Consider the following 12,973-nt stretch of genomic DNA (forward strand, 5'->3'; position numbering starts at 1 on the left):
TTAATTTTGCAGATTCTAAAACCTTAAAATTTAAACTCATTGATTTTCGCTTCGATTTGCGTTGCTTTGGAATCTAGGGTTTTGGCTTCATTTGATATGTTATCCATTTCTTTTGCGATGTCTTGTAGGTTTTTATCTAGGATTTTATTATTGCCTAAAAGCGTTTTGGTATCTTCGCTTAATACTTCGCTACTATTCATCGTATCTTTTGCCAAGTCGCCTACAATGCTAATCTTACCTGCCACAGCCTGTATTGTCTCTTGTATTTTTTGGCTCTCTTCGGCGAAATTGTTGAAATTCTCCGTGCTTTGCATAATTCGTTCGCTTATTTCATTTATGCTTTGCGTTATTAGCTGGATAGTCGCGTCAATTTCGCTTAATGCCTTTTGCGTTCGCTCGGCTAATTTTCGCACTTCATCAGCGACCACGGCAAAGCCACGACCATGTTCGCCCGCTCTTGCCGCTTCTATTGCCGCATTTAAGGCTAGTAGATTTGTTTGTGACGCAATATCAGCGATGGTTGTTAAGATTCCCTTAATATTTTGCGCATTTTCATTTAGTGATGAAACATTGCTTGATAGCTCGCTTTGTAGTCCCGCATCCCTTGCGACAGATTCAGCAAAATGCGTTATAGAATCTAGCGTCTTATCTAGCTCATCTTTAGATTCTATAATATCTTGCATCGTATCGTTTGTTTTTTCCATACTTGTGCTTAGGGCTGCTTCAACTTGCGTTCCCACTTTTGCGGTATTATGCGATAGGGTGCTGCCTTCTTGCGTATGGTGCAGGACTTCGTTTGCGGATTTTATTAGGTTATTTGAGATTTGCACGTTTTGTTTTATTTGCGTATTTAGCGAACTGAAAACGTCCTTTATAGATTCTAAAAAGTTATTTATTGTTGTGGTAATCGTGCCGATTTCATCTTCGGCTTTATAACGAGTCAAGGCGGATGTATCGCTCATATCCTTAGTGTTACTTAATGTAACAAAATACGCCTGCATAGCCCTAATACGTTTGGCAATATTTGCCGCGATAATATATCCTATCACCATCGTTAAGATAATCGCACAGGTTACAGCAATCAACGCAGTCCAAAAGTAAAATCGCGACGTGGCATTTATATCCAAGATTCTATCATTTAGCTTTGTGGCGAGTTTATCTTCTACATCTTTCATCAAATTTATCTTTTTTGTAATCGTGTCAAACCAGTAAGTTGGCTCAATATTATACCCCCCAGCAGTCGCGTTATCAAGGGCTACTTTACGCATTCTATCCACTTCACTAAAGCTAGAATCTTTAGTAATCTCATCATACGCACTCGCATCCTGCTCTATGCTATATCGCTTGAAACTCTCAATATACACATTTTGGGCGACCATAAGTGAAATGAATTTAAGGAACATTCCCTCTGCGAAATGATTCGCACTAAAGGTATTATTTAGCACGGCTCTCTCTTGCCCGGCGCGCTCTTTAGCATTTAAAAAGTTGATATATGCAATGAGCGAACGCGTAATATCATCATTTGTGCTAACTTTTGCAATGTCAATGACCACTTCAATGCTAGTAGCAATCGTGCTAGTATAATATGCAATCGTATCTTGGACTGAAATATTTAGGCTACTAATGCGACTGCGGATGTCGCTTAGCTTGTCAATATCTTGCAGTGCCGTATTCATCGCATTTTGCACGATTAAAGGCATAGAATCTTTATCAAATGTGTTTAGAAATGCCTTTAACTCGGCTATTTGCTTATCAGTATCGCGTCTTACATTTTGCAAATTATCGCCAAATTTAGTGCCTTTAGAACCGATATAGCCAGCAGATGTCCCACGCTCCTTTTGCAGCTCGTGTATCACAAGGCTAATTTGCGTTGAAAGCTTAATGCCATTATCAAGGATGTTTGATTCCTTAAGATTGCTATAACGATTTGCTATCAAAATTGAGCTTAACACAATAGTCGTAATCAGCGGCAACAGGCTAAATAGCACCATTTTCACCCTAATTTTTAAATTGCTAAGATTGAACATTTTGTCACCTTTGTTTTGTTTAGATTCTACGATTTTAGATTCTATATTTTCTTAGAATCTTTGTTGTTTAGAATCTTTGGCTTTAGATTCTATATTTTGCCTTTGCTTAGAATCTTTAAATCTTAGATTCTATATTTTAGCATTGTTTAGAATCTCTAGCTTTTTAGATTCTATATTTTTAGAATCTTTTAGAATCTACATTATATAACAATACTTAGACTTTGTAGAAAAATATTGACTATTTTTCTTAATATATATGTGAAAAAATGTAAAAATATGGAAATATTTGAATAAAAGGCTAGATTTTTAAACACAGAATCTAAAACAACAGATTCTACAAACCTTTCAAAAATTCCTTTATGTTTCGGGCAGCTTGGCGGATGCGCTTTTCATTTTCAATTAATGCTATCCGCACATAATTTTCCCCAGCAATACCAAAGCCAACGCCAGGGCTAACTGCCACTTTTGCCTCCTCTAATAGCCTTTTACTAAACTCCAAACTTCCCATTTTAGAACACTTCGATGGTAAAGCAGCCCATATAAACATACTAGCCTTTGGCATCACCATATCCCATCCAGCCTTGCCAAAAGATTCTATCATCACTTTCATTCGCTTTTCATAAGTGGCGCGAATATCGGCTGTGGCGGCATCGCATTCATTCAAAGCAATCGTAGCAGCCACCTGCAGCGGCGTATAGATTCCATAATCTATCCAGCCCTTTATCTTTTGGAGTGCCTCGATAATGCGCCGATTACCACTCACAAAGCCGATACGCCAGCCCGCCATATTATAGCTCTTACTAAGCGTGTAAGTCTCAACCGCGACATCCTTTGCGCCCTTTACCTCAAAAATGCTTGGCGTCCTAAAATCGCCAAAATACAGCTCCGCATACGCAATATCGCTAATGATATAGAATCTTTCCTTTTTTGCCAAGGCGACAAGCCGCTCATAAAAGCCCTTATTGACAATCACACTCGTTGGGTTATGCGGGAAATTCACCACGACAAACTTAGGCTTTGGAAAGCTCTCATAAAGCGACTTTTGCAACGATTCAAAAAAAACATCCTCGTTTAGCTCGTAGTTTTCAGTATAGCTAAGCGGAAAAGTGCTAACATTCGCGCCATTAATGATAAAAGCGTGGTAGTGGATAGGATAGGCAGGCTCAGGGACAATCGCAAGGTCGCCTGGGTTCGTGATAGCTTGGACTAAATGCACAAAGCCCTCCTTACTGCCCATACTCACGCACACCTCTAAGTTCGGGTCAAGCGTGACATTAAAGCGACGTTTATACCACTCAGCCAAGGCTACACGCAGCTTGTAGATACCACGACTAACCGAGTAGCCTTGCGTTTTAGGCTTCCTTGCACTCTCACACAGCTTGTCAATTACAGCTTTTGGGGGCATCCCATCAGGATTACCCATTGAAAAATCGATAACATCAATGCCTTTTTGCCGCATTTCTAGCTTGATTTCATTAATCGTGCTAAAAAGATACTTCGGCAACCGCTTTATTTTCCCAAATGTGATTTCATCAAACATTTTTTTACCTTTATTAATAACGTGGGTAGATTATAGCATTTATATTTAGAATTTTTTGCAAGGTTTAGTTAGGGAAAATGGATTTTGTGAATTATGTGATAATTTACTCCAAAAATACAATTTTTTTTGCAAGGTTTCCGCGGTAGCCGCGGATAAAGGGGCTGTTATCTAGGTAGTTTTCTACTAACTTTCTAAGCGCGCCAGAGCCTATGCCATGCACGATTTCTACCTCGCTAAAGCGCGCTGCTAGGGCGTTGCTAAAAAAAGATTCTAAGGCTTCAAGGGCTTCTTGCTGTGTCATTCCGTGCAAGTCTAAGCTTAAACTTCCCTTAATTTCCATATCTAAATTTATGCCTTTTTTAGAATCTTTTTTGCGCGATAAAATGCCGCTAAATGCCTGCAAATCGCCCTCACTTACGCCTTTTAAACGCATATTATTTTCCAAAAATTCAATATCATAAACGCCATTTTTTACCGACAAAATCTTAGCCAAATTGCCTTTGTATTTCACGCTACTACCGCACTTTAAGGCACTTTTAGATTCCATATTTTTAGAATCTAAGTTCTTAGAATCTACAAATTTATGCGCCTTATTTAACGTCTTATGGATTTGCTTTGTAAAATCTTGCGACTTATTATCAAAGGGAGTAAAGTTAGGATTTTCAAAACTTTTTCCTTTTTTAGCTAGCATTTTTAGCTCTTTTATTGCTTCATTATATCGTCTTTTTAGCTCTATTTCTTGCTCTTTATATTGAGATTCTAAGGCACGTTTTTTAGAATCTAATTGCAGAAATTTTTCTTCATTTTGCTTTATTTTAGATTCTAATTCTTGCTGTAAAATTCTATTTTTTGTAATAATTTCATTTGAATTTTGTATCAAATTTTCTAACTTATTGGCTTCATTACCATAAAATTCCCTAGCTTTTTGTATTAAAAAGTTAGGGATTCCATAATGCGTAGCACACTCAAAAGCATAACTTTTGCCTATGCCATCAAAAAAGCTAAAAGTAGGCTTACTATTTTTATAGTCATAAGTGGCTGCAAGTAGCTGTGTAGCGGGGTTTTGCGCCATTAATGACGCCAGATTTTTATGGTGCGTTGTAACGATAATTTTGTTTTTATTCTCAAAATTCTTAGATTCTATAAAATCTTTATTCTCATTATAGTTAGAATCTTGCTTCTTAGAATCTAGCAAATACTCCAAAATTGCCTTGTAAAGCGCCGCTGCCTCGCTACTATCAGTGCCGATTTCAATCTCATCAATGCCAAGCAGCAAGTCGTTTTTATGCAAAATTTGCGAAATCTCCTTAATACGCCCAGAAAATGTCGAAATATCGCTGCTGCTATCTTGCGGGTCTTGGGCGATTATGGCGATATTTTTAAAAAAAGGAATGCTTGATTTAGCAGCATTCATCCGCTGTGGCAAAAGCTTTTTAGTGCAAAAACTAGCAGTCAAAATGCTTTTAAGTAGCATCGTTTTTCCGCCCGCATTCACGCCTGTTATCATTAGCAAATTTTTATTAAAATCAATGTTAGTTGGAATGGCTTTTGTGCTAGAATGCAAAATCGGGTGGATAAAATCGCGTAAAATTATAGAATCTTTATTATGATTTTTAGAACTTTTAGGCAAAAAAGTTTCACTAGATTCTATATTTTTAGGGAAAATAAACTCAAAATTATGCTCTTTTGCAAAATTTAGCCTAGAAAAGATAGAATCTAAAAAGTCAAACTCATTATTTATGAATTTTAAAAACAAAAAATGCTGACTTAAAATTGAACTAAAATCCTTTGAAAGTTCTAAAATTTGTAACTCTATTTTATCCTGCAGGGCATAAATTTGCTCTTGCAAATTGCTTAAACTTAATGGAATCACATAAAAAAATCCAGCGTGGGAGCGCCCTATAACCTTTGCTTTCAGCACATTTGAAAACCCAGCCCTAAGCAAAATCGCACTCTCATTTTCAATAAAATGAATGTTAGAATCTACCAAAAATTCTTGCAAATTTTCTCTTTTAAGGCACAAATATAGCTCTTCATTTTTTTGTTTTAATTTAGATTCTAAGATTTGCTCCAAACTATCTAAACTCTCACAAGCCCCGTGTTTCAAATACTTTTTATTTTTTAAATCAAATAAATTTGCTAGATTCAACACTTCATTTGGAATCTTAATCAAAGAGCAATATTCTTTTAAAAAGTTAGCATTTTTAGAACTTTTTAAATTCTCACCATAGCATAAAAATTCATTAAAAAAAAGGATAATTTTCACAAATTCAGCAATATCTTTTAAATGCAAAAAAAAGCCTTTTTTAAGCCGTTTTAAATCATTATCCAAATTTTTCACACGCGGCAAACTCGGCAGATTATCCATAGAATCTAGCGTATTTATCATACTTTTTGTTTTTTTTATATCATTAATATTTAAGATGTGAGACAATATTTTAGAATCTAGATTCTGTGAAACATCCGCATTAAAAATTTCACGCGAAAAATAACTCGCAAATTTTTTCAAAAATGGCAAAATTGATAGCTTAACACTTAGCTCAAATTCATTCATTTTTTACCCTTTTTAACACGCTCAAATAGCGGCTAGTCCTGCATTTCAAGCTCTTTTAAATCAATATGATTAAAGCAATTTTTAATGTCAATATCCACGCCCTTATTATCATTTTTACCCATAAATTGCAAAATATCAGGGAAATAAATAAAGCCACTGCGGCTCACACGATACTCACGCTCGCCCGCTTTGCAGATTAGAATCTCCTTATTTTTAAACGCGCTCTCATACTCGCTAATGTGCGCATTTACCGCACTCTGCCTAAACGCATGCACGCTCACCAAGACACTTAGCAAAATAAAAACGCCACAAAGCGAGACCTTAATCGCATTTTTAATAGCAAAATGATAAACCACACTCGCAAACAGAGTAAAACTCAAAAGCAAACCCACACAAATAATTATAGAATCTTGCAAAATAAAGCCTTATTTTTTAGCGAAATTATAGAATCTAAGTTTTAAGATTCTATATAAATTAGTATAATTTTAGGCTAAATTAGGAATTTATAAAGGTAAAAAATGGCAAAAGATTCCATAAATATAGAATCTAATTTTAAAGATTCTAAAGATTCCACAGAATCTAAACCACAAATAAAAAAACAAAAAGGCTTTAAAATATGGCTTCCTGTGCTTTGTATCGCTTGTGGGACTTTTGTTTTTAACACTAGCGAATTTGTCCCTATCGGGCTACTTAGCGCGATTGCGGCTGATTTCAATATGAGCGAAGCAAAAGTCGGGCTGCTTTTAACGATATACGCGTGGGTTGTCGCAGTCGCTAGCCTGCCACTTATGCTATATTTTTCACGCACGGAGCTAAAAAAACTAATGCTTTGCGTAATCGCCCTTTTCACACTCGCCCACTTCCTTTCAGCCATCGCCACAGGCTACTACATGCTAATGCTATCGCGAATCGGCGTGGCGTTCGCGCACTCGCTATTTTGGTCGATTGCAAGTCCTATGGCAGTCAAAGTCGCGCCAAAAGGCAAAAGTGCGGTGGCGTTAGGCTTTATCATTACAGGCAGCTCACTAGCAATGATTGTAGGCATCCCGCTAGGTCGCAGTATCGGGCTGTATCTTGACTGGCGAAGCACCTTCGGGCTAATCGGCGTAATCTCGCTTCTTATCGGCGTTTTATTCTGGGTCGTATTCCCAAAATTGCCCGCTGCAAAGGGCGTGAGCGTGAAAACCTTGCCTATTTTGCTAAAAGATTCTAGATTTATACAAATTTGCGTTTTAACTACGATTTTTATAACCGCACATTTCACCGCATATACATATATCGAACCTTTTTTGGAAAAAATATCCAAATTTTCTAGCTTTGCAATTACATCGACTTTGGGGCTTTTTGGTATTATGGGCGTGGTGGCAAGCTGGCTTTTCTCAAAATATTACGAAAGATTCTATAAAATCTTTACTTTTGGCTGCCTTTTTGGGCTATTTTTAAGCTTATTTTTGATTTATTTTGTCTCATTTTCAAGCGTGCTAATCGTGCTACTTTGCTGCTTTTGGGGGCTTTGCATTATGACTTTTGGGCTAGTTTTTCAATCGCAAGTCATCAAAATCTCAAAAGAAGCCAGCATGATAGCAATGTCGATATATTCAGGCATTTTCAATGTCGGTATCGGCGGTGGCGCAGCACTTGGTGGCTTTGTGGTAAATCACTTTGGACTTGGTTACATAGGACTTGTAGGGAGTGCCATCGCCCTTTTATCGCTCCTCTACTTCGCGCTGAAACTCCCTTTTACGCGAAGTTTAAGTCGTTAAAAAGATTTAGATTCTAAAGGCGCTGGTTTTTCCCAAAGGCTTCGCGCACACCTTCACCGATAAAAACTAAAGACGTTAGAATTAAAGAAATGCTTAGAAAGCCTATCAACGCAAGGTGCGGGGCTGAAATATTATTCTTACCCTGCTGCAAAAGCTCTCCTAGACTAGCGCTACCTAGCGGCATCCCAAAGCCAAGAAAATCAAGGCTAGCCAAAGTAGTGATACTGCTTATCATAATAAATGGAATGTATGTAATCGTGGCAATTAGGGCATTTGGCAAAATATGCACGAACATAATTCGCGTATCGCTAAAGCCCAAAATCTTACTCGCCTTGACATAGTCCATATTTCGCGTGCGTAGAAACTCGGCACGCACGACATTTACGATACCCATCCAGCTAAAAAGCAGCACGATTCCTAAAATAATCCAAAAAGTAGGAACTATAAAGCTCGATATAATGATAATCAAAAAAAGCGTAGGCGTGCTACTCCAAATCTCAATCACACGCTGCCCAAAAAGGTCGATTGCTCCGCCATAATAGCCCTGCAAACCGCCCACAAACACGCCAATCACAACGCTAAAAACGCTAAGAAAAATCCCAAAAAGTAGCGACGTGCGAAGCCCATAAAGCAAGCGAGACGCCACATCGCGACCCTGGTCGTCCGTGCCTAAAATATGGCGGCTATCTGGCGGGCTTGGCGGGATTTTACCCATCTCCCAATCAATGCTATCAGGGGCGTAGGTAATGAGTGGATAAATCACAAGGGCATCCTTAAACAAGCCCTGCACAAAGGCATCCTTGTAGTCTGGCGTAGTCTCAAAATCGCCGCCAAACTCCTTTTCGCTATAATCCTTGAAAATGGGAAAATAAAGCTTAGAATCTTTGTAAATTAAAAGCGGCTTTTCATTAGCAATAAAGGGCGCAAAAAGGCTAATGATAAGGCAAAAAATAAAAAAAAACAGGCAGTATCTCGCACGTTTATGCTCATAGAAAGTTTTCAGCCTGGTTTTAAAAAGGGAAGGATGGTTTTTAGAATCTAAGTTATTTTTATTAATATTTTTTTTCACAAAAAATCCTTGCGTTAAAATTCCAAGCTTATTTGTAATAAGCTTAAGATTTGCATTGAAATGGTGAATTTGCTGGCTGTTAGTTTGGTTTGGGTAAAGGTTTGGGGTTTGGAATCTAAGGTTTTAGGATTATTAAAATCTTTAGAATCTTTGTTGGTTTTAGATTCTATATTTTTGAAATCTTGTGGGTTAGATTCTGTGTTTTTTGTGATAAAGTAGATTTCGTTTGTGGCTTCGCCAAAGGCTTTGTTTTTTTTATTTATAATGTTTAGGCAGATGGCGCGGCAGTTTTTGGCGATTAGGGCGTTTTGTGCGTGTTGCAGGGCGTTTTTGTTATCTGTCTCGGCCTTAAAGGCGATTTTGACTAGGTTTTTAGAATCTTTTCGCAAATCTAGGCTTTTTAAAATATCAATATTTTGTGTTAAAGTTAGATTTAATTCGCTACCTACGGAATCTTTTTTTATTTTTCCGCTTACTTTTTGTGGAATATAATCGCTAATTGCCGCGACCATAAAAAGAAAGATTTTGTTATTAGATTCTATGTTGGATATTTTGCATTGCTTAATATGACTAGAATCTATAGAATCTAGAACTTCATTTATAGAATCTTTATAATTTTTAGAAGTTTTTACCAAAATAGTTTTGATATTTAAAGGTAGTGTAAAAGGAATATTACTTGTGATTAATGTAACTTTTGCTCCTAAAAAAAATAGGGCAAGGGCTAGATTTGCTCCCTGCAGACCGCTTGAATGATTAGAAATGCAGCGAATATCATCGATGTCTTCGCTACTGCCCCCGGCGGTAATTATTACATTTTTGTCTTTATAAAATTGCGATAAAGTTTTGGAATTTAGAATATTATAATCTATAAAATTATTAATATTAGAATTTTTTTGGATAGAATCTTTAGGATTAGATTCTATAAAGTTATGATTTTTAGAATTTTTTAAAGTAGATTTTTCGCTACACTCAACATGACCAAATAAATTTATATGACTAAAAAAGTTAGGAATTTTAGAACTCTCAAAAATAGGAATAGGATAAAAATTATAAATTGCCTTTTTTATATGAAAAATAATTTCATCAATACTAGCCATCGCTCCATCGCCCATGTCTCCACAGGCTAGAATATCGCTTTTAGATTCTATAACTTTATAGTCTAAAACTTTCAATTTATCTAACTTTTCTTGTGTGATTTTATTATGTAACATAAATGTATTTGCCGCTGGTGCGAGCAATTTTGGGATGTTTCTTAGAGCAAGGGCGGCGCTAAGATAGATATTATCGGCTATTGCGTTTGCGAGTTTGCTAATACTATTCGCGGTTATGGGCGCAAATAGGGCGATGTCAGCCCATTTAGCATAGCTTATATGATTTGGCGGAATAGTTATAGAATCTTGAATATTAGATTCTATAAAATTAGGAATATTAGAATCTTTAAAGCTAGATTCTATAAAGTTATTATTTTTAGAATTTTTTAAGGTAGATGTTTCGCAATGTTTAATATGACTAAAATTTATAGAATCTAAACTCCAACTTTCATTATCATCATGCAAAAGTGTCGTGCCGCTTAGTGCTTCAAAGGTTATAGGATTGATAAATTTTAGGGCGTTTTTAGTGGCAATAATCCGCACAAATGCGCCATTTTTACGCAAGATTCTAATCACTTCCAAAGTCTTATAAATAGCAATCGAGCCACTTACAAATATTAGAACTTTTTTGCCATTTAATACATTTTCAATCATTTTCAAACCCTTAAAGTTACCTTAAAACAGCCCACAAAACAAAGCTAAAACTTAAATATTACTTTAATATGACTTAATTTTAACTTAAAAATATTTTTAAAAATCCAAAAATTAAACCTTAATATTTAATAAAAATTGATATTATTTTACAATTAATTTTAAAATTTTAGAAAACTTTAAGGAAAAAGCCAAAAATGAGCCAAAATTTTAGCACACAAAACGCAGAGCAAAGCTTGAATCTATCGCAAGATTCTACAAATGATAATGAAATAATTTTGCGTGTGAATAATGTTTCAAAAAGTTACAATACATATTTTACCGCGTTAGAAAATGTGAGTTTCAATCTCAAAAAGGGCGAGATTTTTGGGCTTTTGGGGCGAAATGGTGGGGGCAAAACGACTTTGATAAAAATTCTTACTTCAATGATTCGCGATTATTCTGGCAGTGTGAAATTTCTAAATTATGACCTGCGAGAGCGGCAGCACCTTGTGTTTTTTAAGGCGAATATGGCGTATCTGCCCGATAAGGACTTCCTTTATCCATCGATGAATGCGCTACAAATGATTAAATTTTTTAGCGATTTTTTCCCTGATTTTAGCGAAAATAAGGCGTTGGAGATTTTGAAAGAACTTGATGTGATTCCACAGCAAAAAATCGGCACAATGTCAAAGGGGCAGGGCGAAAAGGTCGGTATAGCTTTAACTTTGGCGCGAAATGCTAGGCTTTACTTGTTTGATGAGCCTTTGGCTGGGGCTGATGTGATTAGCCGCGATGAGATTTTTCGCATTATTCGTGCGCACTGCACGCATGGGGCAAGCATCATTGCTACGCATTTGATTTCTAGTGTCGAGCCGATTTTAGATACTGCGTTATTTTTGAATAAAAAGGCGATGGCTTATGGTAGTAAAACTGCGTTACTGACGGGCTTTCCTAGCCTTGAAGATAGCTTTAGATATTATGCTGGTGGGAAAGATATTAAGCCACTTTTAGATTCTAAAGATATTATAGAATCTAGTGGAAATAATACAAAAAGTTATGAAAATAATAACTTGCAAGATTCTAAAGTTATGGAATCTACCCTGCAAGATTCAGTGAAAATTTCGCAAGATTCTAAGAATTTGCAAGAAAATATAGAATCTAACTCTCAAGATTCTAATATTACAGAATCTAGTATTAAAAACACTCAAAATTCTAATAATAGTAACTTGCAAGATTCTATAAATTCGGCTCAAAATATAGAATCTAAAGAAGATTCTAAAAAATACGATATTTAGAATATTTTTAAAGGAAAGTTATGGAATCTAATATTTCACAAGATAATTTTGGTTACAAAAGCGGCTTTATTCAATCGCTAAAAGATGGCGCGAAAATCTGCAAATACGAGTTTTCAATGTCTAGAATCTTGGTGATTATCACTGCGGTTTTAACTCTATTTATTTCGCTTTGTTTTATGATGAATGAAAACACGCAAACCGCTATCAAAACCACGATAGGTGCGCTCATTTTTTTTTCTTTTTTGATTTTTCTTGTTAGCTATTTTTTGAGTATTGCCATTAGTTTTTATCAGGGCATTTTTGGGCGAACTGCCTATCTTACGCACTCTTTGCCCATTAGCCTTGATGCGATGCTGCTTGGTAAGACGCTTATTTTCGTGCTGTGGGCACTTGTTTTTTTTCTTGAGCTGGTTTTCCTTGATGTTGCGACTGGTGGGCGTGTGCTAATTTCGGTTGTTGAGACTTATGAAGTGATAGGAGTTGCCAGCAGCACGGCGATGTATAGCTATCTTGTGTGCTTTTGGCTTAGCTGTTTGCTCGCTGAGATTATGTATATTTTTATGATTGCCACGCTCGTGCATAGAAAAAAAACTTATGTGTTCGTGTGGGGCATTATGTATTATTTCGCCCTGAAAATCGCCCTTAGCATCATCACTTCGCTAGTGGCTATCAACCTGCCTGATAGCTTTTATATGTGGCTTAGTGAGCCAACTGACCTTGTGTGGCATTTGGCTCTCGTTTCTATTATACCGCCCGTATTTTTCGCCCTTGTTTTTTATTTTATTTGCAGGAAAATTATTAGGGATAATCTATCTATTTAGATTCTATAACAATACGAAAAGTTAGAATCTAACTTTGCATAACATAAATATTTACAATACTTTTATGCTTATTAAATAAGAAAAGAAAATATTAAAAAAACCCTAAATCAAAATAAATTAACCACAAAGTATCAATTAGAATCTAGATTCTATAATATGCAAAATTATTATATAGTTAGA

The 12,973-nt window shown here is 36.1% G+C and carries 10 protein-coding genes; 4 read left to right on the top strand and 6 right to left on the bottom strand.

Features of this window, described 5'->3' with window-relative positions:
• Nucleotides 1–23: 23 nt before the first annotated feature.
• The gene (locus tag LS64_RS02085) at nt 24–2,027 is read right to left on the bottom strand and encodes a methyl-accepting chemotaxis protein (RefSeq protein WP_034571977.1); all 2,004 of its coding nucleotides are present in this window, start codon (nt 2,025–2,027) and stop codon (nt 24–26) included.
• 76 nt (nt 2,028–2,103) lie between these two features.
• Between LS64_RS02085 and LS64_RS13530 the strand changes: the two genes are divergently transcribed.
• Complete coding sequence (locus LS64_RS13530; protein WP_272916607.1) at nt 2,104–2,235, top strand: hypothetical protein; 132 nt, start codon at nt 2,104–2,106, stop codon at nt 2,233–2,235.
• Between the two features lie 126 nt (nt 2,236–2,361).
• Here LS64_RS13530 and LS64_RS02090 read toward each other — a convergent pair whose 3' ends face one another.
• From LS64_RS02090 to LS64_RS02100, 3 genes are all read right to left on the bottom strand, one after another.
• The gene (locus LS64_RS02090; protein WP_034571980.1) at nt 2,362–3,567 is read right to left on the bottom strand and encodes an LL-diaminopimelate aminotransferase; all 1,206 of its coding nucleotides are present in this window, start codon (nt 3,565–3,567) and stop codon (nt 2,362–2,364) included.
• 103 nt (nt 3,568–3,670) lie between these two features.
• Nucleotides 3,671–6,121, bottom strand: a complete 2,451-nt coding sequence (locus LS64_RS02095) for a Smr/MutS family protein (RefSeq protein ID WP_052062488.1) — start codon at nt 6,119–6,121, stop codon at nt 3,671–3,673.
• Between the two features lie 32 nt (nt 6,122–6,153).
• Nucleotides 6,154–6,537, bottom strand: a complete 384-nt coding sequence (locus LS64_RS02100; RefSeq protein ID WP_034571983.1) for a hypothetical protein — start codon at nt 6,535–6,537, stop codon at nt 6,154–6,156.
• A 102-nt stretch (nt 6,538–6,639) separates the two neighbouring features.
• Between LS64_RS02100 and LS64_RS02105 the strand changes: the two genes are divergently transcribed.
• Nucleotides 6,640–7,884 (top strand): sugar transporter, encoded by a 1,245-nt coding sequence (locus tag LS64_RS02105; RefSeq protein WP_081948323.1) that lies wholly within the window; start codon nt 6,640–6,642, stop codon nt 7,882–7,884.
• Nucleotides 7,885–7,897: 13 nt separating this feature from the next.
• Here LS64_RS02105 and LS64_RS02110 read toward each other — a convergent pair whose 3' ends face one another.
• The gene (locus LS64_RS02110) at nt 7,898–8,941 is read right to left on the bottom strand and encodes an ABC transporter permease (protein WP_118949461.1); all 1,044 of its coding nucleotides are present in this window, start codon (nt 8,939–8,941) and stop codon (nt 7,898–7,900) included.
• Between the two features lie 26 nt (nt 8,942–8,967).
• On the bottom strand, nt 8,968–10,698 hold the full coding sequence (locus LS64_RS02115; RefSeq protein WP_052062624.1) for a phosphopantothenoylcysteine decarboxylase domain-containing protein: 1,731 nt from the start codon (nt 10,696–10,698) through the stop codon (nt 8,968–8,970).
• Between the two features lie 194 nt (nt 10,699–10,892).
• Here LS64_RS02115 and LS64_RS02120 point away from each other — a divergent pair, with 194 nt between their 5' ends.
• Nucleotides 10,893–11,972 (top strand): ABC transporter ATP-binding protein, encoded by a 1,080-nt coding sequence (locus tag LS64_RS02120; RefSeq protein ID WP_064773731.1) that lies wholly within the window; start codon nt 10,893–10,895, stop codon nt 11,970–11,972.
• 20 nt (nt 11,973–11,992) lie between these two features.
• Complete coding sequence (locus LS64_RS02125; protein ID WP_034573110.1) at nt 11,993–12,793, top strand: hypothetical protein; 801 nt, start codon at nt 11,993–11,995, stop codon at nt 12,791–12,793.
• Nucleotides 12,794–12,973: the final 180 nt, after the last annotated feature.

Source organism: Helicobacter saguini (genome assembly GCF_000762875.2).
GTDB classification, from domain to species: domain Bacteria; phylum Campylobacterota; class Campylobacteria; order Campylobacterales; family Helicobacteraceae; genus Helicobacter_A; species Helicobacter_A saguini.